The organism is Acinetobacter sp. YH12049 (genome assembly GCF_013419875.1).
GTDB lineage: Bacteria > Pseudomonadota > Gammaproteobacteria > Pseudomonadales > Moraxellaceae > Acinetobacter > Acinetobacter amyesii.
Window position 1 is genome coordinate 1 of sequence record NZ_VOZH01000041.1, and the last position, 21,281, is coordinate 21,281.

22 protein-coding genes, 3 pseudogenes and 1 other annotated feature are annotated in these 21,281 nt (G+C 38.3%); of the genes and pseudogenes, 17 read left to right on the top strand and 8 right to left on the bottom strand.

All coding sequences use genetic code 11. From position 1 onward, the window contains the following. Positions 1 to 405: 405 nt before the first annotated feature. The 5 genes and pseudogenes from repM to FTU05_RS14630 all read left to right on the top strand — a co-directional run. Positions 406 to 1,335 (top strand): replication initiation protein RepM, encoded by a 930-nt coding sequence (gene repM, locus FTU05_RS14610; RefSeq protein ID WP_120403927.1) that lies wholly within the window; start codon positions 406 to 408, stop codon positions 1,333 to 1,335. Positions 1,336 to 1,488: 153 nt separating this feature from the next. Next, on the top strand, positions 1,489 to 2,130 hold the full coding sequence (locus FTU05_RS14615; protein ID WP_120403928.1) for an AAA family ATPase: 642 nt from the start codon (positions 1,489 to 1,491) through the stop codon (positions 2,128 to 2,130). Continuing rightward, on the top strand, positions 2,130 to 2,420 hold the full coding sequence (locus tag FTU05_RS14620; protein WP_120403926.1) for a hypothetical protein: 291 nt from the start codon (positions 2,130 to 2,132) through the stop codon (positions 2,418 to 2,420). Before FTU05_RS14615 ends, FTU05_RS14620 begins: the two co-directional genes overlap by 1 nt. 64 nt (positions 2,421 to 2,484) lie before the next feature. Continuing rightward, entirely contained in the window at positions 2,485 to 2,973 is a 489-nt protein-coding gene (locus FTU05_RS14625; RefSeq protein WP_180165842.1) for a hypothetical protein, read from the top strand. 73 nt (positions 2,974 to 3,046) lie between these two features. Beyond that, positions 3,047 to 3,130, top strand: a pseudogene (locus tag FTU05_RS14630) (DNA-binding protein); the annotation flags it as partial. Between the two features lie 229 nt (positions 3,131 to 3,359). On the opposite strand, the gene tet(39) reads toward FTU05_RS14630, so the two are convergent. Beyond that, positions 3,360 to 4,547: a tetracycline efflux MFS transporter Tet(39) gene (tet(39), locus tag FTU05_RS14635; protein ID WP_087551687.1), complete on the bottom strand. Its 1,188-nt coding sequence runs from the start codon at positions 4,545 to 4,547 to the stop codon at positions 3,360 to 3,362. 65 nt (positions 4,548 to 4,612) lie between these two features. Between tet(39) and FTU05_RS14640 the strand changes: the two genes are divergently transcribed. From FTU05_RS14640 to FTU05_RS14660, 5 genes are all read left to right on the top strand, one after another. Next, the gene (locus tag FTU05_RS14640) at positions 4,613 to 5,254 is read left to right on the top strand and encodes a TetR/AcrR family transcriptional regulator C-terminal domain-containing protein (RefSeq protein WP_004787586.1); all 642 of its coding nucleotides are present in this window, start codon (positions 4,613 to 4,615) and stop codon (positions 5,252 to 5,254) included. Between the two features lie 158 nt (positions 5,255 to 5,412). After that, on the top strand, positions 5,413 to 5,733 hold the full coding sequence (locus FTU05_RS14645; RefSeq protein ID WP_000897307.1) for a type II toxin-antitoxin system RelE/ParE family toxin: 321 nt from the start codon (positions 5,413 to 5,415) through the stop codon (positions 5,731 to 5,733). Then, entirely contained in the window at positions 5,726 to 5,998 is a 273-nt protein-coding gene (nadS, locus tag FTU05_RS14650; protein WP_000369781.1) for a NadS family protein, read from the top strand. Before FTU05_RS14645 ends, nadS begins: the two co-directional genes overlap by 8 nt. Positions 5,999 to 6,490: 492 nt before the next feature. Next, positions 6,491 to 7,966, top strand: a complete 1,476-nt coding sequence (gene msr(E), locus FTU05_RS14655; protein ID WP_000052512.1) for an ABC-F type ribosomal protection protein Msr(E) — start codon at positions 6,491 to 6,493, stop codon at positions 7,964 to 7,966. A gap of 55 nt (positions 7,967 to 8,021) precedes the next feature. Then, on the top strand, positions 8,022 to 8,906 hold the full coding sequence (locus FTU05_RS14660; protein ID WP_000155092.1) for an Mph(E) family macrolide 2'-phosphotransferase: 885 nt from the start codon (positions 8,022 to 8,024) through the stop codon (positions 8,904 to 8,906). 189 nt (positions 8,907 to 9,095) lie between these two features. Here FTU05_RS14660 and FTU05_RS14665 read toward each other — a convergent pair whose 3' ends face one another. Next, positions 9,096 to 9,707 carry a recombinase family protein gene (locus tag FTU05_RS14665; RefSeq protein WP_015060246.1) on the bottom strand — a complete coding sequence of 204 codons (612 nt, stop codon included), beginning with the start codon at positions 9,705 to 9,707 and terminating at the stop codon, positions 9,096 to 9,098. Positions 9,708 to 9,965: 258 nt separating this feature from the next. Between FTU05_RS14665 and FTU05_RS14670 the strand changes: the two genes are divergently transcribed. The 3 genes from FTU05_RS14670 to FTU05_RS14680 all read left to right on the top strand — a co-directional run bounded on the left by FTU05_RS14670 (position 9,966) and on the right by FTU05_RS14680 (position 11,695). Then, positions 9,966 to 10,310, top strand: coding sequence for an SMR family transporter (locus FTU05_RS14670; RefSeq protein ID WP_005146112.1), 345 nt, complete (start codon positions 9,966 to 9,968; stop codon positions 10,308 to 10,310). Then, positions 10,311 to 10,868 carry a TetR/AcrR family transcriptional regulator gene (locus tag FTU05_RS14675; protein ID WP_005146114.1) on the top strand — a complete coding sequence of 186 codons (558 nt, stop codon included), beginning with the start codon at positions 10,311 to 10,313 and terminating at the stop codon, positions 10,866 to 10,868. It abuts the gene before it with no gap. A 122-nt stretch (positions 10,869 to 10,990) separates the two neighbouring features. Next, positions 10,991 to 11,695: an IS6 family transposase gene (locus FTU05_RS14680; RefSeq protein ID WP_005028420.1), complete on the top strand. Its 705-nt coding sequence runs from the start codon at positions 10,991 to 10,993 to the stop codon at positions 11,693 to 11,695. Between the two features lie 35 nt (positions 11,696 to 11,730). Here the strand turns inward: FTU05_RS14680 and FTU05_RS14685 are convergent. From FTU05_RS14685 to FTU05_RS14705, 5 genes and pseudogenes are all read right to left on the bottom strand, one after another. Then, a pseudogene (locus FTU05_RS14685) lies at positions 11,731 to 11,997 on the bottom strand (LysR family transcriptional regulator). A gap of 27 nt (positions 11,998 to 12,024) precedes the next feature. Further along, positions 12,025 to 13,239: a chloramphenicol/florfenicol efflux MFS transporter FloR gene (floR, locus tag FTU05_RS14690; protein WP_000214122.1), complete on the bottom strand. Its 1,215-nt coding sequence runs from the start codon at positions 13,237 to 13,239 to the stop codon at positions 12,025 to 12,027. Between the two features lie 151 nt (positions 13,240 to 13,390). Next, positions 13,391 to 14,363: pseudogene (locus FTU05_RS14695) on the bottom strand (IS3 family transposase). Next, positions 13,958 to 14,074 (bottom strand) — a sequence feature (AL1L pseudoknot). Its footprint overlaps the pseudogene before it by 117 nt. A 182-nt stretch (positions 14,364 to 14,545) precedes the next feature. Continuing rightward, positions 14,546 to 15,112, bottom strand: coding sequence for a recombinase family protein (locus tag FTU05_RS14700; protein ID WP_006581699.1), 567 nt, complete (start codon positions 15,110 to 15,112; stop codon positions 14,546 to 14,548). 238 nt (positions 15,113 to 15,350) lie between these two features. Then, positions 15,351 to 15,797 carry a hypothetical protein gene (locus FTU05_RS14705; protein ID WP_120403828.1) on the bottom strand — a complete coding sequence of 149 codons (447 nt, stop codon included), beginning with the start codon at positions 15,795 to 15,797 and terminating at the stop codon, positions 15,351 to 15,353. Positions 15,798 to 16,269: 472 nt separating this feature from the next. On the opposite strand from FTU05_RS14705, the gene FTU05_RS14710 reads away from it, so the two are divergent. The 4 genes from FTU05_RS14710 (at position 16,270) to FTU05_RS14725 (ending at position 19,712) form a co-directional block, all read left to right on the top strand. Next, positions 16,270 to 17,613 (top strand): MobA/MobL family protein, encoded by a 1,344-nt coding sequence (locus tag FTU05_RS14710; protein WP_180165844.1) that lies wholly within the window; start codon positions 16,270 to 16,272, stop codon positions 17,611 to 17,613. Between the two features lie 21 nt (positions 17,614 to 17,634). Further along, entirely contained in the window at positions 17,635 to 18,780 is a 1,146-nt protein-coding gene (locus FTU05_RS14715) for a hypothetical protein (RefSeq protein ID WP_120403830.1), read from the top strand. Positions 18,781 to 18,876: 96 nt separating this feature from the next. After that, a complete protein-coding gene (locus tag FTU05_RS14720; protein ID WP_228200238.1) occupies positions 18,877 to 19,101 on the top strand; it encodes a hypothetical protein in 225 nt (74 codons plus the stop codon). Between the two features lie 209 nt (positions 19,102 to 19,310). Then, positions 19,311 to 19,712: a hypothetical protein gene (locus FTU05_RS14725; protein WP_120403831.1), complete on the top strand. Its 402-nt coding sequence runs from the start codon at positions 19,311 to 19,313 to the stop codon at positions 19,710 to 19,712. Positions 19,713 to 19,768: 56 nt separating this feature from the next. Here FTU05_RS14725 and FTU05_RS14730 read toward each other — a convergent pair whose 3' ends face one another. Then, a complete protein-coding gene (locus FTU05_RS14730) occupies positions 19,769 to 20,326 on the bottom strand; it encodes a DNA-binding protein (RefSeq protein WP_120403832.1) in 558 nt (185 codons plus the stop codon). Between the last annotated feature and the right edge of the window lie 955 nt (positions 20,327 to 21,281).

Sequence of the window (21,281 nt, forward strand, 5' to 3'; positions counted from 1 at the left end):
TAACTACTCTATAACGATAAATTAGAGCTTTTCACCTTTCAAAACATGGCATATGACAACGTTTCCTCGGTTAGAATCACTTCCTGTTTATGTCATATAAACCACTATACTTATAACTACTCTATAACGATAAATTAGAGCTTTTCACCTTTCAAAACATGGCATATGACAACGTTTCCTCGGTTAGAATCACTTCCTGTTTATGTCATATAAACCACTATACTTATAACTACTCTATAATGATAAATTAGGGCTTTTCACCTTTCAAAACATGGCATATGACAACGTTTCCTTGGTTGAAAATGACTGCTAAGTAAAGCTTGAAAGTTAAATAATATTTATTGACACATATATTTAATAGTGATCTTATAGCAACAAATAAATAATTGTTGCTTAATTAAAGTTATGGCAGATCTAATAGTCAAATCAAATAAACTTGTGCAAGCAATACAAACTTTATCATTAGCTGAAACTCGTGTAATACAGCTTGCAATTATTGATGCTAGAGAAACAGGTAAAGGATTAACTCCAGAGCATCCTCTTGAGTTAAATGCAAATCGGTATGCTAAGGCATTTAATGTTTCTCTAGACGCAGCTTATTTGGCTTTAATTGAAGCAGAGGATTCTTTATTTAAAAAAAAATTCACGATCACAAATGAAGATGGAACCTTAACAAAAAGTCGTTGGATTCAAGATGCCAATTATCGCAAAGGAGAAGGAAGAATCTTAGTTACTTTAACTCGTGTAGTGGTTGAACATGTGACTAAAATAGATGGGTTTGAACAATATTTTACTAGTTATCATTTGAAAAAAACTGCTGACTTCAAAAGTGTTTATGCGGTACGTCTTTATGAGTTATTAATGCAATGGAAATCTGTAGGAAAAACTCCTATCTATGAGTTAAACAAATTTCGTAGCCAACTCGGAATTGGTGTTAATGAATATACAAGAATGGAGGCATTTAAGAGACGCGTGTTAGATATTGCAGTAAACCAAATTAACGAACTCTCAGATATCATTGTTAAATATGAGCAACATAAACAAGGGCGTTCTATCTCAGGATTTTCTTTTAATTTTACATTAAAGAAATCAACTATCAGATCTATAGAAGCTTCTAAACAAATAAATACAACTGATCTTTTCTTAAAAATGACCGATGCACAACGTCACCTTTTTGCTAATAGACTTTCTAAACTACCAGAGATGGGAAGATATTCAGAAGGTACTGAGAGCTATCCGCAGTTTGCTGTACGTATCGCTCAAATGCTTAAAGACAGACAAAAATTCCAAGAATTATTCCCTTACCTTCAAAAAGTTGGTTTTCAACCGACCTAAAATAAAAGCATAAAAACAACAAAAACTTAAATAAGTTGCGTAACTTAAATAACTTAAATAACTTACGTAAAAATATATTTTCTTAACTATTGATCGAAATGAAAAGCACTATATAATTAAATGTTAAATAAGTTACGTAAGTTAAATAACAATATGATTATTTTAGTTGGTGGTGAAAAAGGTGGTTCAGGAAAAAGTTGCTTAGCCCAAAATCTAGCAGTTTACTTGCAAGCTCAAAATCGAGATATTCTATTATTAGATGCAGACCCTCAAGGTACAACCACAGATTGGATCAAAGAGCGTGATGAAAATGATAACGTTAAGAGCATCCCATCCGTACAAGCAGCTGGGAATATTAGACAAATATTGATGGATCTCTCTAAGCGCTATCAAGATATTATTATCGATGCTGGTGGTCAGGATTCAGAAGCATTACGTTCAGCGATGACTATTGCAACGCATATGCTTCTTCCATTTCGTCCAAAACGAAGAGATTTAAAAACACTAGTTCATGTTGAGAAGCTTATTCGATTAGCAAAAGCGGTAAATCCTGAACTTTACACTAGAGCAGTTATTACCCAATGCCCAACTTTGCCAAGTCAATCTCAAAGAATTTTAGATGCAAAAGATGCTTGTGAATCTTTTGATCTTATCCCACTCAATAATTTTACATGCAATAGAAATATTTACGATGATGCCGATGAGAATGGTTTATCTGTTTTTGAAATGTCGTCTGATGAAAAAGCTAAACAAGAAATTGAACACATCGCAAAAGAATTTTTAGGAGAACTCTAATGGCATTAAAAGGGTTAAAAAAGTCTGAGCAAAGTTCAAATCAAGACCAAATTGACAATTTTATTCAAGGTGCATCTAAACGCATCAAGAAAATTGAACCGAGTCAGCAAAACTATAAAAGATATACTTTTTCTCTAACAGAAGAAGTTAACCAGCAAATAGACCAACTTTTAGTTAATTGTAGAGTAGCTAAAGCTAACAGATCTATCATTTTAAAAGCTGCAATTCACCAATTGGAGAACCTCACTGCAGAAGAATTACAGCAGGCTGTATTGAAACAAGTTAAGTAACTTACCTAAGTTATTTAACTTAAATAAATTTATTATAATTCATTTATACTTAGGAAATACAACCATGCGTAAGGAACTGTTATTAGAGTTAGCAGATTTTTTAGAAAAATTAGAGCCTCATCGTTTCGATATTCGTACTTGGAGAAGACCGACTAAAAGCACAGTTGGCTATGTTAGTGATGAACAGCTGTTAACAGATGATAATACGGTTGCTTGCCCTATTGGTTGGGCTACAACGTTACCAAGTTGGAAAGATGCTGGCTTTTATATGGATAAATTAGATATTACCAAAGAGCACCTAAGTAATCCTTTAAGTACTCCATACACAATGGCTATTATTAAATGGAAAGGAAATCCTAATACAGATTCTTATAATGCTATTCAAGAAGGGTTAAATTTACCCAATGGTATGGCTCAAGTTCTGTTTGAGCAGGATAATTATGCAGATGAAGGCTATACACCATCTTTTGTTGTTGCTGAACGTATTCGTAAGTTTTGCAATGCTTCTGAAGATGAGCTAATGGATTTAATTTTATCTTATAAAGATGATTAAAAAATCAACGCAATTGTATAAAAGGAAAACTGCAATCCCTTGTTATCGGGGATTATATGTAGGTCACTATTTAAAGCGTATTCCAGTACCAGAGCATGTAGAGCCTGAACTAGAAAAAAGGGGCTTTTGGAGCCGTTTTTTTAGACCCTATGATTAACCACGATTGTTTAACTAATATGAACAAAGTCGTGAAACACTGGTCAAAGAATAGGCGTGGAACGTGAAAAATCATAAAAAAAACCCACCTTGGGGAAGATGGGCTATCAACTAGAAACTACAGCATTGATTTCTAAGTGGAATTATAATGCATTTCGTATAAGGTGTATTATGTTAATTTTAGATAAACTATAGAATCCATTAGTTTTTAAACCAATAAATTAAATATTTTATGGAACTCCAGAATATTTATTCAGGCGATACTTAAGCAATAAGGGTAGGGTGATTACATAAAGTATTGCAGCTAATGCCCATACCATTCCAGGAGCTGATGCCTGAGTCATAAAATAGAGGCTAGTAACTAATACAGGACCAATTATAGCCCCCAGACTATTAAAACTGCTTAATAGCCCTTGTAATTCACCTTGTCTTTCATCACTAATACCTCTGGACATCATTGCTTGCAAAGCAGGAACGGCTACTCCACCAAGGGCAAACAATGGTAACAACGCAAAAGGCACCCATTCTTCAACAGCAATAGATAAAAGAAGTAAACCAATTGCATCGCAAGCTATTCCACATAACAACGTATTTTTCTCTCCAAACCTCTTTACCATAGGGGCGATAGCAAAAGCCTGTGCAATAGAATGGCATATTCCATAACTAGCAAGGGAAACACCTGCAATAAATATACTCCAGCCATAACGATCCTGCCCATAGATAACCCATAAAGTTGCGGGGACTTGTGAAACCAATGTGATAATTAAAAAGATACCAAGCAATGGAGCCATATTAGGTTGAGTGATCAAATAGGATAATTTCTTTAATATTGATTGCTCCTGAACCTTCTCAGTCATTTTATTGCTGTGTTTTGATTCTTTTAATAAGACTGCTGTCATTATTAAAAGAATCCCATTCATAAAAGCAGCAGCAAAGAACGGTGCATGTAAGTTCCATTCACCCAAAACTCCACCTATTACCGGACCCGCTATAAACCCAATACCAAAGACAGCTCCAAGGAGACCAAACCTTTTTGCACGCTCATGGGCTGGAGTAATATCTGAAACATAAGCTGTTGCAACAGCCATGTTGGCACCTGTAATTCCCGCAAAAATACGACCAATATATAGCCACAATAGAGAAGGAGCAGCAGCCATTAGGAGATAATCAGCCGTTGCACCAGCAATTGAAATAATTAATACAGGTCGACGTCCAAATCGGTCACTCAACGCTCCAAGGATAGGTGCAAAAATGAACTGCATCAGAGCATACACAGCTAATAAAGCACCATAGTGAACACCGCCTGCTTCAGCTCCAGCCAATGACCGTAATAATTCAGGCAAGATCGGCATAATTAAACCAATCCCAACAGCATCCAGAAATATAGTGATTAAAATCACGCTCAATGATTTCTTCACAAATGCCTTCTCTAGCAATGATAGAATTAATATTCTCTCACACACTCCCTATCAGTGATAGATTTATGAGTAAAAAAGATATTGCACCTCAACGTCTGACACGTGAAATAGTCCTGCGTACCGCATTGGATATGTTGAATGAAGAAGGCATAGATTCAATAACCACACGCAAGCTAGCTCAACGATTGGGTATTAAATCTCCAACTCTATATTGGCATTTCAAGAATAAATCCTTGTTAATGGAAGCAATGGCGGAAACCATTATAAATGAACACCATTTAGTTTCTTTACCCATCGATGGGATGACATGGCAAGATTGGTTGCTCGCTAATTCTGTAAGCTTTCGTCGAGCACTACTAGCTTACCGTGATGGTGCTCGTCTACATGCAAGAACTAGCCCCAGTCAAGGACATTTCAACACGATTGAGGCCCAAGTTGCGCTGTTATCTCATGCTGGGTTTTCTCCTGTTGAAGCAGTTGCATTACTTATGACATTAGGAAGGTTTATTGTTGGGTGGGTCCTTGAGGAGCAGCAAGAAGAAATAAGATCAGACCCACCATTCGAAGCCGATCCAACTATATATCCACTCATGCTCCAAGGAGTGAATACCTTACAAAATATGAATGCGGATGACATTTTTGAAAATGGGATTCGTATGGTGATTATCGGTGCTGAAAGACAACTTGATATTAAAATGCAAACTTAACTCTATACTGCTTTAAGCAACTGTTCTATTTAGTAATAAAGCTTTTATCCTTAATTATTTAACATAATGGCTGTTATGCGAAACGAGATCTACCAGCTCTCGTTTTTTGTTATGGAAACTGCTAAAATTCAAATACGCCATTGACGTATAAAGAGTCCATGTTATTTATTGAAACCAGCATCTTTACCAAGCAAATTAAAGACCTTGTATCTGATGAGGAATATCGTCAACTTCAGCAAGATCTTTTGGTACAGCCTGATAGAGGTGACCTAATCAAGAATGGCGGTGGTATTCGCAAAGTACGTTGTGCTCAAGGTAACAAAGGGAAAAGTGGTGGGATACGGGTGATTTATTATTGGGTCACCGAGGATGATCAGATCTTTTTCTTAGTGGCTTATCCAAAATCAGTAAAAGATAATTTAACAGATAAGGAAACCGCCATTCTGCACCAACTCGTGAAGGAGCAATTTCATGGATAACAACTTATTTGATGACTTGGTTGCTTCAATCAAAGAAGCTGGAGCTATCAAACGTAAAGAAGTTAAAGCAAGCCGAGTTACAGAACTCGAATTGCCTGATATTAAAGAAGTACGTGAAAAAACTGGCTTGAGCCAAAATGAATTTGCTGCACGTCTACATATTAGCCCCCGTACCCTGCAAAATTGGGAACAGGGACGACGCTATCCAACTGGACCAGCAGCTACATTGATTCGAATTTTAGATGCTCACCCAAGCCTTATTTGAAAAAATTACTTAAAAAATGGGAGCTTAAGGCTCCCATTTTTATTTCGTATAAGGTGTATTATGTTAATTTTAGAAAATCTTCACTACTATTATTTTAAAATAAGCCTTATATCCAAGCATAAAACAAGGTTGTCTAGACTTCTTTTAACAGTAAAGTTATCATAAAACTGAATTTTATTTTTTAGGTAAGTTTATGCATTCTATCCGCATTCGTTAAGACACAACTATTTGCATAGTGACACTATTTTATAATGGTGGGCTTTTGTTGTGTCTTTAAGAATATATGCGGATATATAAAGTAAAAGTATGCTTAATTTATAAGTATGCTTTTAGTGCATAGTTTCCAGTTATAACTTAATTGACTAGCTATTTGTCCACCCTGTGGATGAATAGCTTTTTTTTTGGGAGGACACTGTGATGCTAGCTTTTGTTTTCACCTAAATCCTGTTTGCTGCATAAAAAATTTCAAGAGCTAAACAGGAGTAAATAAAAATGAGTTTAATTATTAAAGCGAGAAACATACGCTTGGATTATGCTGGGCGTGATGTTTTGGATATTGATGAATTGGAAATTCACTCTTATGACCGTATTGGTCTTGTGGGTGATAACGGAGCAGGAAAGAGTAGTTTACTCAAAGTACTTAATGGCGAAATTGTTTTAGCCGAAGCGACATTACAGCGTTTTGGTGATTTTGCACATATCAGCCAACTGGGCGGAATCGAAATAGAAACGGTCGAAGACCGGGCAATGTTATCTCGCCTTGGTGTTTCCAATGTACAAAACGACACAATGAGTGGCGGAGAGGAAACTCGTGCAAAAATTGCTGCCGCATTTTCCCAACAAGTACATGGCATTCTAGCGGATGAACCAACCAGCCACCTTGATCTCAATGGAATAGATCTACTTATTGGTCAACTTAAAGCATTTGATGGAGCATTACTTGTTATCAGTCATGACCGATATTTTCTTGATATGGTTGTAGACAAGATATGGGAGTTAAAAGACGGTAAAATTACGGAATATTGGGGTGGTTACTCGGATTACTTGCGTCAAAAAGAAGAAGAGCGACAACACCAAGCCGTAGAATATGAGCTGATGATGAAGGAACGGGAGCGATTAGAATCTGCTGTGCAAGAAAAACGCCAGCAAGCTAATCGATTAGACAATAAGAAAAAAGGAGAAAAATCCAAAAACTCTACCGAAAGTGCTGGACGACTTGGGCATGCAAAAATGACTGGCACCAAGCAAAGAAAACTGTATCAGGCAGCTAAGAGTATGGAAAAGCGTTTGGCTGCATTAGAAGATATTCAAGCACCAGAGCATTTGCGTTCTATTCGTTTTCGTCAAAGTTCAGCCCTAGAACTGCACAATAAGTTCCCGATTACGGCAGATGGTCTGAGCTTAAAATTTGGTAGCCGTACTATCTTTGATGACGCTAACTTTATAATACCGCTTGGCGCTAAAGTCGCTATAACTGGATCGAATGGAACAGGGAAAACGTCCTTGTTAAAAATGATATCAGAACGTGCTGATGGATTAACCATATCTCCAAAAGCTGAAATTGGCTACTTTACACAAACAGGATATAAATTTAACACGCATAAATCTGTGCTCTCCTTTATGCAGGAAGAGTGCGAGTACACAGTTGCGGAAATTCGTGCAGTATTGGCTTCAATGGGGATCGGAGCGAATGATATTCAAAAAAACTTATCCGACTTATCGGGAGGTGAAATCATCAAACTGCTTTTATCCAAAATGCTTTTAGGAAAATATAATATTTTGCTTATGGATGAACCAGGAAACTATCTTGACCTAAAAAGTATTGCCGCATTAGAAACAATGATGAAGTCCTATGCAGGAACTATTATCTTCGTATCTCATGACAAGCAATTGGTCGATAATATTGCTGACATTATCTACGAGATCAAAGACCACAAAATCATCAAGACTTTTGAGAGAGATTGTTAATGATAGCCAATCTAATCCGAACATTAATTATTGAACTCTTTAAAGGAAATTAAAAATGACAATTCAAGATATTCAATCACTTGCTGAAGCACACGGCTTGTTGCTTACGGACAAAATGAATTTCAATGAAATGGGCATTGATTTTAAGGTCGTTTTTGCTCTTGATACAAAGGGGCAACAATGGTTGCTGCGTATTCCTCGTCGTGATGGCATGAGGGAACAAATCAAGAAAGAAAAACGCATTTTAGAATTGGTAAAAAAACATCTTTCTGTAGAGGTTCCTGATTGGAGAATTTCATCTACAGAATTAGTGGCTTATCCCATACTTAAAGATAATCCTGTTTTAAATTTGGATGCTGAAACCTATGAAATAATTTGGAATATGGACAAAGATAGCCCGAAATACATAACATCTTTGGCAAAAACCTTATTTGAAATCCATAGTATTCCTGAAAAAGAAGTTCGGGAAAATGATTTGAAAATTATGAAACCTTCAGATTTAAGACCTGAAATAGCAAACAATTTGCAGTTAGTAAAATCTGAAATTGGTATAAGTGAGCAATTGGAAACCCGCTACAGAAAATGGTTGGATAATGATGTTCTATGGGCAGATTTCACCCAATTTATACATGGCGATTTATATGCTGGGCATGTACTAGCTTCAAAGGATGGAGCTGTTTCAGGCGTTATTGATTGGTCAACAGCCCATATAGATGACCCAGCGATTGATTTTGCTGGGCATGTAACTTTGTTTGGAGAAGAAAGCCTCAAAACTCTAATCATCGAGTATGAAAAACTAGGGGGTAAAGTTTGGAATAAACTATATGAACAGACTTTAGAAAGAGCAGCGGCCTCTCCTTTGATGTATGGTTTATTTGCCTTAGAAACTCAAAATGAAAGCCTTATCGTTGGAGCAAAAGCTCAGTTGGGAGTTATATAATTTAAAAATATGATTGCTGAGAACTGCCTTGTTTTGAAACTTGGTTGGCTTTAATTAGTTTTTAGTATTCTTTATAGAAAATGCCTCGATCAAGGGGCATTTCTAACAATCATTTAACATAAAATTTCTTATGTGAAGTAACCTGAATGCAGCGGTGCCCCATTGGGGGCGCGTTGAGATAAGCCTCTTTTAGATAACTTTAGCAACTCGATAGACAGTTGCAACTCCACAATTCACTGCTTTGGCAATTTCTTCCTTAGTCATATTGCCAACTACTAGCAATTCTTTTATTCGTTTATGTTTAGCCTCATTTGCCTTCTTGCCTGTTGGTTTGTAACCCGAACGTGCCAGGCCCTGCTTAATACGTTCTATACGTTTCTCATTGTCTAGGCGGGCCATTGTTGCCAGAAGATCAATCAACATATTGTTGATGAGTTCCAAGATTGAATGAGTAATGCTGTCACTGGTTTGAATCATTTGGTAGGTAGTAGGAAGATCTGCTACGACTAAACGAAGTCCCTTCTCCTGGATCCTGCGCTTCAGCTCTTGAAAATCTCGTTGGGTTAGGCGTGATAAGCGGTCAATACTTTCAACTAACAATGTGTCACCTTGATTTGCTTCTGACAGTAGCTTATTCAATTCAGGTCGGTCTAACTTCGTACCACTATAGTTTTCCACGTACACAATGGTTTCACCCAAATTCAAGTTTTGGTTTAGATCCTGAAGAATCTGCAAAGCCCTTTCTGCATCTTGATCTTTAGTTGAAGCTCGTAGATAAATACGTGTATTCATTTCTATCATTTAATCTTAATTCTATTAGATTAATGATAATACTATCATTTAATTATTGCATTAAGTCTAATGATAGATATTGTATGCGATTTGGCTCGCTATCATTCAGGTATAGTCTTTTGATAAAAAAAGCATGACTAAAAGCCATGCCTTGGGAATTCGTATAACGTGTATTATGTTAATTTTAGAAAATCTAAAATAATTATTGATAATTTTTTTTTGAAAATTTAACATACCTTCCGATTGGTATTTTAGGTATGATTACTTATGAACAGTGTGTTACTCGCTTATGTATTACTTGGATTTGCAATAGTTTCCGAAGTGATTGGAAGTAGTTTTTTAGTTAAATCGGAAGGGTTTACAAAACTTTTTCCAAGCGTGATGGTCTTTATTTTTTTTAGCACGGCATTTTATTTATTATCACAAGTTATTAAAACAATCCCTTTAGGTATCGCATACGCTATATGGGCTGGTGTTGGGATTGTTCTAACTGCTGTAGTTGGCTACTTTGTTTTTAAACAGACACTAGATAATCCTGCTTTAATTGGAATTGGTTTTATCGTATCTGGCGTAATAATTATTAATTTATTTTCGCAATCAGCAGGTCATTAAGTGAAAGAAATTCGGCAACAAAAGAAGCAACCAGAGGTTATTCGAAAGCGCATCCTTGAACAGGCAACTATTCTTGTTTCTCAAAAGGGTATTTCTGGTGTTTCTATTCAAAATATTGCTACAGCAGTAGGTATAACAAAAGGGGGGGTATTTCACCATTTCCCGAATAAAAAAAATTTGATAGAAGAAATGTTCAATCAAATAATTCTTGATTTAGATCAAACAGTTGAATACTTGATTAAACGCGATCCAACAGAATATGGTAAATTCACACGAGCTTATATTCATAGTTCTTTTATCCATCAAATAGATGGGGTGGTTTCTGCTTGGTCAGCGTTATCAATGACTATGATCACAGAGCCTACCTTTAATAAAATTTGGATGGAATGGCTAAAAAATAGATTATCTCAACATGCAGAAACGGATAGTCATCCTGATTTAGAGTTACTTCGTTTAGCAGCAGATGGGTTGTGGCTACAAAGTATTACCGGAGTCATTGATGATGAGCAATGTTCAAAATTAGAAGACGATCTGCTTAATCGAACCTATTTAACATAAAATCTCTTATTCGAAATTTGAACTGTAAGCCCCAGATAGAAAAATCCAGTGCATAGAACGGCACTGTTGCAAATAGGCTGACATGATAAGCTAAATATCTTATTTATTTCGAGATACAGCAGATGAATCCCTTCCACGGTCGGCACTTTCAAGGTGAAATCATTCTTTGGGCTGTTCGTTGGTATTGTAAATATGGCATCAGCTATCGTGAACTTCAGGAAATGCTGGCCGAACGTGGAGTGAATGTTGATCACACCACAATTTATCGCTGGGTTCAGCGTTATGCTCCAGAAATGGAAAAACGTTTACGTTGGTATTGGCGTAATCCTACAGATCGACATTTATGGCATCTGGATGAAACTTACGTAAAAGTGAATGGCAAATGGGCATATCTATACCGTGCAGTTGACCAACGTGGCCATACTCTTGATTTCTATCTTTCTGCTAGACGAAATACCCATTCAGCTTATTGTTTTCTTGGAAAAATTTTAAATAATGTGAAGAAGTGGCAAATTCCACAAGTGATCAACACGGATAAAGCACCCACATATGGACGTGCTTTATCACGGTTAAAACGGGAAGGTAAATGTCCACCAGACCTTGAGCACAGGCAGATTAAGTATAAAAATAACGTGATTGAATGTGATCATGGCAAGCTAAAGCGGATCATCAGGGCCACATTAGGATTCAAATCTATGAAGACGGCTTATGCCACAATTAAAGGTATTGAAGTCATGCGTGCACTACGTAAAGGACAAGCATCGTCATTTTATTATGGTCAGCCTCAGGGTGAAGTGTGTCTAATCAACAGGGTTTTCGGTCTCTAAGTACTTTTTAAAGGGAACATCATCGACTCAAATCTCTATTTGCAACAGTGCCCCATGAAGTGCCTGCCTGCGTCTGTTAGCCGAACGCCCCGCGCATGGCGCTCAAATAGCAGGACACCAAGGTTATCCTCCAGCGCTTTCACACGCGCGCTGACGCTCGACTAGCTGATACCAAGTGCCTTGGCCGCATGCCGAAAATTCAGATGCTCGGCGACGGCGATGAACTGAACAAGGGAAATGAGCGGTATCCTGCCAGACAGGATACCGACATTCACGAGGTTTCGATGGTTAGTGCGCCGCATCGGAGCGGGCCTGCTACCAGTCGTCGGTTAGACGACTGGCGACTTCTCGGTGGCAGCCCCACGGAGCCGAAGGAGCACCAGCCCCAACGAAACCAGTACCGCCATCGCCGTGGCGTAACAGATCACGGGCCACGCTGTGTCACCGTTTAAAAGTGCCACCGCCAATGTCCCGACAATGCTGACTATCAGGCTTTGAACGCAGAAGTAGAACGCGACCGCTGATCCCGCGATGTCGTCGAACTCTGCCAAAGCGCCGTTCGCGGTAACGGACACCGTGAAGACAATACCGACCGCGACAACCCACATCGGTAGGATGAAGGTGAGGAATGACGGCGAGCCGTAAAGTTCGCCGATCCCCAACAGGACCGCTCCGCAAACAAGCAACGCCATCCCACGCGCCACGCATCCTGCGATGCCCCATCTGGCGACAAAGGACTTCGCGAAACGGGTTGTCACGATCATTACAAGCGCGACAGTGGCGAAGGCAAAGCTGAATCCGATCTCGGAATATTCCGCTTGGCCTATGAGCACACGGGGAGCCGTCGAGAAGAAGACGAAGTAGGTGCCCATACCGGCGCTAAAGCCGACAGTGTAAACCCAAAAAGCCGGACTCGCGAAGATCGGCAAGACAGATCGGCGCGTCTTGACTTGATCCAGAGGGCGGGTTTCGTGCCACCTGAAACCCGCATTTAGGAGTGCGAGCATCGCCAGTATAGCCAAAGTAATGAATATCGCCTGCCATCCCAAGAACTCGCCGATCAATACTCCGGCGATAGGGCCGAGCGCAGGCACGAACGCCAGCATCGAACTGAAAAGGCCGTAGATGACGACACCCTCAGGACGGTTGGCATAAACGTCGCGAACCGTCGCGAACGTCGCCACCAGCATGGCCGACGCGCCCACTGCTTGAAGTAGACGGAAAGCGACAAAGGCCGGTGCAGTTGAAGACCAAGCTGCTCCCAGAGACGCAATGACGAAAGCCGTTGCGCCCGCAAGTAGAATTGGCCGTCGCCCGATTCTGTCTGAGAGCGGACCAAAAATCACCTGGCCCACGCCGAGCATCACCATATAGAGGCTCAACGTGAGTTGGATCATAGCGGGCGTCGTGTTCAGGATGCCGGGCATCGCTGGAACGACAGGGAGATAAATATCCATCGCCAGTGAAGCGAGGATGTCGAAAGGAGCCATCAGCAGCAGTGCTGCCGGCAGCGTATAGGCCCACGCGGGGCGTGTGGTGGTCATGACGAATCAACCCTCGATTAAGGAATACCGGGCGACGTCTGCTCGTCAGCAATCAGATGAGACTAGCCTTACAGAGCGCCGCAACAACAATACTGGTTGTTGCGGCTTACTTGTCTGCTGACTTGGAATTTCCCATCTGATTACTCCACGCTTACGAATATGAATTGCTACATTTTATCCGATTATCTTTTGCTTCGCAATGCGGCATGGGCGCACTCAGCGTTCCAGCCCCCTCTGCCGCCCTAAATGCTTGCTCCAATGCATCGAGCACCATATCTGTATTCATCCGTGTCGATACTTTCCATCCAACAATTGCTCGTGAGAACACATCAATAATAAATGCAGTATAAACCCAGCCTGAATTTGTTTGAATATACGTAAAGTCACTCACCCACAGTTGGTCAGGATGATCAGCAGTAAAATTACGTTTTACCAAGTCATCCGCTCGTTTTTGATCATCTCGGCTACGGGTGGTTTGTTTGTTCTTACCACGCCAAACACCTTTTATACCTAGCTTTTGCATTAATCGAGCAACAGTACAGCGCGCAATAATATAGCCTTCACGTTTCAGTTTTTGCCAGACTTTACGTACACCATACCGACCTGAACTTTCCTTCCAAATTCGTTTAATCTCCTCAGCATGATGCAAGTCATGTAAATCTCGCTTTGCTCGATGTTCTGGATTTTCACAGAGATCTAGAGTCCGGTAATAGGTTGAAGGTGCGATCGGTAAAATTCTACAAATCGCCTCGACTCCGTACAGCTCTTTATTATTATGGATAAAATCCACCATTATTTGTGTGGGCGGTCGAGCTCCGCCTGGGCGAAAAAAGCGGCTGCTTTACGTAGAATTTCATTGGCGCGTTGCAGTTCTTTATTTTCGCGTTCGAGTTGTTTGATACGTTCTTGGTCTGAAAGCTGCTGTACTTTAACTGGATTTTGTTTATCTAAATATTTTTGATACCAAACACGTAGTGTTTCAGGAGTACAACCCTTGCGCAGTATACTGCTCAGGGAGCAATAGCGGTGATCGCAGCCCAATTCGATGGATAATCTTTCTCGGATTCAATCAATAATTGAACCGCTCTTTCTCTGATTTCAGGGGTATATTTTACTTTTTTCATCGGGACATTCTCTCAGAAAGCTTGGTCTCCGACAAACCCGGTACGGTTCAAAAATCTTCCATTGATTTATTTATATCTGTTAAACCAGTCGCATTATGAAATGTAATATAAGTAGAAATTTCAGTATAAATGGTCATGATCTTTTCTAAATTTGAATATCTAAGCGTCTTCATTAATCAACCTTATTGATTATTAGTTTCTTCTTTTAAAGCTCTTTGTACTGTTGCTATCCCTACTTTAAACTTTTCTGCAACACCTCTAAATGTTGAATTTTCTTCAGCCATTGCTTTTCGTATTTCAACATAGTCAACCTTCCGCTTTCTTCCCTTATATAAGCCCTTCGCTTTGGCTTTTGCAATTCCTTCCTTTTGACGCTCACGGATCATGGAGCGTTCAAACTCTGCAAATGCAGCAAGCATCTGAAACATGAGTTTATTTATTGCCGATTGTGCTACATCATGACTGAAGGTCAAATTCTCTTTATGAAAAATAATGGTTATACCACGATCATTCAGACTATTCACAATTTCGTTCAGATCATTTGTATTACGTGCCAGACGATCAATACTATGAACATGCACCGTATCACCTTCACGCAGATAGTCGAGCATTGCATTTAACTGAGGACGTTCACGGCTACCACCGCTTGCCTTTTCAGTAAAGGTCTTATCCAGGCTGATTCCATCTAATTGACGTTCAGTATTTTGTTCAGTTGAACTGACTCGAATATATCCGACCTGATTAGGCATTCTGTACCGTTAGAGTTTAGATAATTAAATACATATTGTACCGAAATTAAATATTAAGTCTATAAATACGGTTTTTGAGTTGCTTTTTAAGACTTTATTTTGTTCCGTTAGGCTATACTCTAAAGATACAAAAATAAAAACTTATAAAATACGATAAGTCAGTTAAATGATGCCTAATTTTTTGCGGAGCACTTCACCTAGTCCCGTTGGGACCAGGTGAAGTAGCTGTCCTCAAAAATTACGCATCTCTATTAAGTTTTTTGCGTCTTTCATCTTCTGAATGCAAGTAAAGCCCACCGCTTAAAGTATCTGTATCCAGAAAAATCTTCTTCTGATTCTGTTTCGATTGTGCCTGCACGAGTTTCAAAGTTAGCGCCAAAAACTGCTCTCTTTCACTTTCAGTCAAAGCAGATTCTGCTATTTTTGTTTCTGTGAAAACTTGAGAAATCACAATTTCACCAAGCAAAAATTTTTGATTTTTAATTATTGAAAGTTCTTTACTGGTCAAAGATGGTAAGCGATTATCGAGTTCTTTAATTGCTTTTTCAGCACGTTGTTGAATCAGCTTTAATGCTTTTTTTGCATCTTTCAATTCTGCATCAGACAGTTCACCACTTCCGATTTTTGCAATCAGATCCGATACGGCTTTTGCATCCTCTACAAGATTATTTTGTTGCTCAGACATTAGAATTCGTCTCCATTTTTAATTAATCAATAATTGATAATCGTGCATAAAATTTGATTTGAGTCTTTAAGTCTTTCACTTCCTCATTATTGAAATTATCACAAGTGAAAAAAAAACATACTAAACAGGTAAAAAAAATCGAAAAATAACACCAAATACAGGTCAAATTTTTTTCTAGTGTATAGTCGAATTACGTGACAACTTCATTCACGACATTTCACGTTTTCACAGTCAAGCGCCAGCGTAGACTGTGAAAACGTAGAAATGACGTAGAATGAAGCGCACTTTAACCCAAAACGTACATTTCGCTTCGCTCATGTTCGTTTTGAGTCGTGCGCCCCCTCCCAAAGCTAGGGCAGGGGGGGACTTTTAAGGCGTTCCGATGAGAAAGTAATTTATTGTGCTTTGCACAATAATTATTTTCATGTAACGTCTTAAAAGTAGAAAAGCAAAACCACCACTGGAGCATGATATGAGTGATAAAATCGTTATTCGAAATAGTTATTCTCATCGTGTTTCGACTGTCAAAAAATCAAACGGTCACAGTATATTAAGAATAATTGCATATATTAATGCACGTAAATTATCGAACAATTTAACGGGAGATGAGCATAATTTTTCTCATAAATCAGGTGTGATTAACACAGGTTTCTTTATGCCACACGGCATTAAAACAGAAATGAATGAAGAACAGTTTTATAATCATATTGAGAATAATAGTCACGCATCTACAAACATTATTGCATACAGTTCTATTCTTGCTTTACCGCCTGAATTATCACAAGAAGAACAAATAAAAGTTGTCGAAAAATTCTGTGAAGATTTCACAGAACAATACGGAACTTGTATTAGTTATGCGATACATGAAGCTGATAATTTGAAGCGTAAAAAAGCTCGATTAGAAGAAATTGAAAAATATAATTTGCCTGAAGATAAAGAAGATTTACAGTTACAGATTCAAAATAATCATGTTCATTTTGTGATTCCATATTGCAAAATTGAAGCACTTACAGAGCAAGATTTAAAGTCAAAATGTAAGAAAAAATCTCACGGAGATACATTTAAAATTGGCAGTCAAGTTAAAGATTTTAACCCGATAAAATTTGGCTCAGAGATTAAAAAAGATAAGCCAGACTTGATGAATATTGAGCAAAACTTTTTGCAATATATGCGTCAAAAGCCCTGCGATTTATTTAACAGTGCATTAGAAAAAAATAATCGAATTGAGCGTTATACACATAAGTCATATAAAAATTTGGGCTTGCAGATCAGCGCAACAATTCACGAAGGCGAGATGGTGAAAAGCCGTGTTGCGCAAGGCAAGAAGATGAACGTTCACGAATACAACAAACAGCAGAAAGCGAAGCAACAGACTGAATCTGACTATCTAAATTTTATCAATGTTCCACTACCTAAAGACCTTGCATATAAGATTTTAAGCGGTGAAAAACTTGCTGAAAAAGAGTTATTAGATAGCTTAAAAGCGCAACCAAAGTCAGAGCTTGAGCAAGCTCAAGAATTGCTTAATCAGATCAACAATGCACATCAGCTTATTGATAACAAACTTGCAGATCACGAGCATGAACCGCTCGATTTACGTGAAAAACTAGATCGTTTGAAAGAATCCAATAGCTCACCAGATGCAATACCGGCACCTGAAACGCTTAGTGAAAAATTAGAGCGTTTAAAGCAGAAGCAAGCTGAACAGGCGAAGCCATCGACAGAGCCAAAACAGCAAGACAACGACAACGACAACGACAACGACAACGACAACGACAACGACAACGACAACGACAACGATTATTCACCGTTTTAACTAAAAATTGGGAGCAGTCACATGACTGAAAACAGCGAAATTATTGATTTACTGACAGCGATTGTCAGTAGCATTGAAAGCCAAGAAACACAAGCCCAATCAGCCAAAACCGAGCTACTGGAGCAATTGAAGCTGCTTGCATCAAAGACTGATACAGTCAGTACCAACTTTCCGAAATTGATCGAAACGCTATCAAATTTTGATAGCAAGATTGCATCAAGTTTTGATGATATTCAAAACGTCAGCAAGCAGTTAAATAATGTCGTGCAGCAAATCTGTATTGCTGAAAAAGCAATTCAGACAGTGCAACAGCAAGCACAAAATCTACAGCTTAATGACACAATCAAAACACTGAATAATGCAGATCAAACTGCACAACAGCTTAATCGTTATTTACACAGCTCAAGCAAGACATACAAAGAAAATATGAATGCTGCAACTGATATCGCTATCAGTCAGATCAAAAAGTTGAAAAGCGAAGTCAACACAATTGCAGATAGTTTTACTGAAATCATTACAACTGATATTTCCAACAGAATTATTAATGATGTATCTGCAAAATTGACACAGCAAGTCGTCCAAAATTTAAAAGTTGAAATTGAGACAGGAGCCAAAGAAACGGCTGAAACACTTTCAAATAAAGCATTTCAGCATCTTAGTAAGACGTTACAACAGACAAAAAATGAAGTCGAAAGCGGTGCAAAAGAATTTCATAGAGAAGTCATCTCAACATATCAAAACGACTTAAAACAGCTCAAAGCGATAAGTTCAGAGATTCAGCAGACAGCAGATAAATCAAATAGAATCTATATGCAACGTGAAGAAGCATATCAAAATCACGTTAGCCAAGAAAAAGCCTCGGTTAAAAAGAACTGGATTTTAATTGCTGCCACAGTTTGGATCGGATTTACAGCAACTGTTGCAGGTACAGCTTACGCAACATCAAAATCAGCTGAAAGCGTTGTAAACAAAGCGACTGGCTATGTGGATTTACAGAATAATTGGATGAAAAATGGCTTTCGTAGCATCAACAAAGAAGAATGTAATGCGTACATGCCGAAGCAGCAATTTATGCAAAACCGTCCAATTGATTTTTGTTATTTCAGCAAGACACCTGCTCATCAAGTTCAAACTCAACATGGATACTTAAATATATTTACCAAGTAAATAAAACAGCTTAAAACTAAAAAGACACTTTAGTGTCTTTTTAGTTTTACAGAAGCTTGGCACGATAAGTCAGTTGCCGAAGAGCGTGAAAGACGTATGTACAAGGAGATTGAGCAACTCAAAGATAAAATTGACAATCTAACCTTAGCACTTGGCTATACACCTAAAAATATTCAGCCTGACAGTAAGCCTGACAGTACAAATGAACAAGTCCGTACAACTACAGACTTACAAGAAACTGTACAGCAATCACAAGTTACACCTATAGAAGATAAGCCTATTCAGCAAACTGCTACGATAACACCTGAATCTAAAAAATGAGGTTTATTCGGTCGTTTGGCGAAGGCTTTTTTTGACAATAAACGACCTAAAACGCTCACAAAGCGAAGTTAAACAGCAAGACCATAGAAAGTACACCAAGAGCCCAAAAACGCCTTAAATCGCAAATTAGAGCCATCTAGCCCTATTCTAAAACTTAGTCAGCCTGAAAAAAACAGGCTATTGCCGATTTTAATGTCCGTGTTTCAAAATTGGCTCAAGAGGTTTTTGAGAATGATTTAAGAGAAATTTTAGAAAAAATACAAGAATGCAAAGAATTAAGCTCAAAACTTCTTACTAAGATTGAAGTACATAAGCAAAACAAGCCATTAAACCCTTTCAAAATTGGGACTTGGAAAAAAGAACTTTCAGAAATGGTGAACCTGCATAACAACAACATCAAAGTAAAATGGGAAAACTTGCTACTTGAGTACAAGAGCAAGGAAAATCTAGGTGCTAACTACACTTATTACGAAAAAGCACATACTCAACTTTTCAAACAGAACCCAGACGAATACAAGAAAATTCAGGAGTTTCAAAAAGAAATTGCTGAAAATGAGCGACAAGAATCAATTAACAAAGCTGCAAGTCGCCAAAACAACAAAGAGCGTTGACATACTCCGTACTAAACCGTTGATTTAATGGGGAGCATGTCAGCCTTCATCGTCAGTTACTTGTCTTTTTGCATTGTAATCTGTTTTTCTAATTCAGCTATCCGTGCATTTGCATTAGTGAGTTGTGATTCCACATATTTGATCGAGCCTGATTTTTCGAGTAGCTGTTCATATTTGGCTTGCAAGGCGTTGTAGTCTTCTTTTGCCTTATCTGTACTAGCAAGAGCGACTTTCAGCTTGTCGGTGGTGTCATCAGTTTGTTTGACCTGTTCATCAAGTTTGATTTGCACCTGTTCCAGTTTTTCTGTGGTATCTGCAAGCTGCTTTTCCAGTTGTTGCACTGTTTCCGCATATCCGCCTTGTACTGCATCAATCCGTTCTTGCAATAGGGTTGCAATGACTTGTGACACGGTAACAAGTTCCGCATCTTTCAGAGTTTTTGCCGTAGTAACGGCTGCCGCCAGTTGCTCTTCAAGGATCTCTTTGCGGTATTTGTTGATAGTGGTCTTTGAGCCGCTACCAAGAACCGCAAGGATATTATCGTTAGTTGGGTTTGAGCCTTGTTCTGCAAGGGATTCGATGGCTTTTGCCACATCTGATTTAGTGATTGCCATGGGTTTATTTCCTATTGTGTACTGTACTGTATCGTATTTTAGTACATTACAGTACAGTACACAATCGATATTTTTATGAATTATGACTAGCTAAAACTCTCTGCAGCTGTTCGCTAATGTTTTCCAATTTAGCAAAAGCCGATAGAAGATGATTTTTATTAGATTAATTAAACAATAACAAGTATTTATTAGCGAGTGTCTACGAGCGCCACAACAAAAATTCGCGCCTAGACTCTCTGAAAAACAGCTTTTTAGGCTGTGAAGCCTAAATAAGCGTAAATCACATGTAAATATTTGCACCTAGATCGAGCGAAGCGAGCAAAAAAAGCTCTATGAGCGAAGCGAATTCATCGTGCTTTTGCTTTTTATTAAAGTCACAACGAGATGAGCCAAAAAATTGCCCCGACGAATCGAGCGAAAGCGAGATTCAATAGAGTTTGAGCGAAGCGAAAACCAAGGGCAATTTTTCATAACTTTGGCTTTTAATTACTTTTAAATGTTTTTAATGTTTTTAACCTTGATATAAAGCTTGATATATCTAGCTTTCAGAGAATATTCAACAACGTTTCCTCGGCTATCTAACAACGTTTCCTCGGCTATCTAACAACGTTTCCTCGGCTATCTAACAACGTTTCCTCGGCTTATAGCAACTTTTTTTTTATTGTTGCTATATTCTTAGCATTTATTAAAACATGGCATATGACAACGTTTCCTTGGTTAGAATCACTTCCTGTTTATGTCATATAAACCACTATACTTATAACTACTCTATAACGATAAATTAAGGCTTTTCACCTTTCAAAACATGGCATATGACAACGTTTCCTTGGTTAGAATCACTTCCTGTTTATGTCATATAAACCACTATACTTATAACTACTCTATAACGATAAATTAGAGCTTTTCACCTTTCAAAACATGGCATATGACAACGTTTCCTCGGTTAGAATCACTT

Excerpts from the sequence above, each read along its gene's own strand:
- FTU05_RS14620 (WP_120403926.1), top strand. The coding sequence starts at position 2,130 with ATGGCATTAAAAGGGTTAAAAAAGTCTGAGCAAAGTTCAAATCAAGAC.
- nadS (WP_000369781.1), top strand. The coding sequence starts at position 5,726 with ATGGATAACAACTTATTTGATGACTTGGTTGCTTCAATCAAAGAAGCT.
- FTU05_RS14625 (WP_180165842.1), top strand. The coding sequence starts at position 2,485 with ATGCGTAAGGAACTGTTATTAGAGTTAGCAGATTTTTTAGAAAAATTA.
- FTU05_RS14705 (WP_120403828.1), bottom strand. The coding sequence starts at position 15,797 with ATGTCTGAGCAACAAAATAATCTTGTAGAGGATGCAAAAGCCGTATCG.
- floR (WP_000214122.1), bottom strand. The coding sequence starts at position 13,239 with ATGACCACCACACGCCCCGCGTGGGCCTATACGCTGCCGGCAGCACTG.
- repM (WP_120403927.1), top strand. The coding sequence starts at position 406 with ATGGCAGATCTAATAGTCAAATCAAATAAACTTGTGCAAGCAATACAA.
- FTU05_RS14640 (WP_004787586.1), top strand. The coding sequence starts at position 4,613 with ATGAGTAAAAAAGATATTGCACCTCAACGTCTGACACGTGAAATAGTC.
- FTU05_RS14720 (WP_228200238.1), top strand. The coding sequence starts at position 18,877 with ATGTACAAGGAGATTGAGCAACTCAAAGATAAAATTGACAATCTAACC.
- FTU05_RS14615 (WP_120403928.1), top strand. The coding sequence starts at position 1,489 with ATGATTATTTTAGTTGGTGGTGAAAAAGGTGGTTCAGGAAAAAGTTGC.
- FTU05_RS14670 (WP_005146112.1), top strand. The coding sequence starts at position 9,966 with ATGAACAGTGTGTTACTCGCTTATGTATTACTTGGATTTGCAATAGTT.
- FTU05_RS14645 (WP_000897307.1), top strand. The coding sequence starts at position 5,413 with ATGTTATTTATTGAAACCAGCATCTTTACCAAGCAAATTAAAGACCTT.
- FTU05_RS14680 (WP_005028420.1), top strand. The coding sequence starts at position 10,991 with ATGAATCCCTTCCACGGTCGGCACTTTCAAGGTGAAATCATTCTTTGG.
- FTU05_RS14700 (WP_006581699.1), bottom strand. The coding sequence starts at position 15,112 with ATGCCTAATCAGGTCGGATATATTCGAGTCAGTTCAACTGAACAAAAT.
- FTU05_RS14715 (WP_120403830.1), top strand. The coding sequence starts at position 17,635 with ATGACTGAAAACAGCGAAATTATTGATTTACTGACAGCGATTGTCAGT.
- FTU05_RS14730 (WP_120403832.1), bottom strand. The coding sequence starts at position 20,326 with ATGGCAATCACTAAATCAGATGTGGCAAAAGCCATCGAATCCCTTGCA.
- FTU05_RS14710 (WP_180165844.1), top strand. The coding sequence starts at position 16,270 with ATGAGTGATAAAATCGTTATTCGAAATAGTTATTCTCATCGTGTTTCG.
- FTU05_RS14665 (WP_015060246.1), bottom strand. The coding sequence starts at position 9,707 with ATGATAGAAATGAATACACGTATTTATCTACGAGCTTCAACTAAAGAT.
- FTU05_RS14660 (WP_000155092.1), top strand. The coding sequence starts at position 8,022 with ATGACAATTCAAGATATTCAATCACTTGCTGAAGCACACGGCTTGTTG.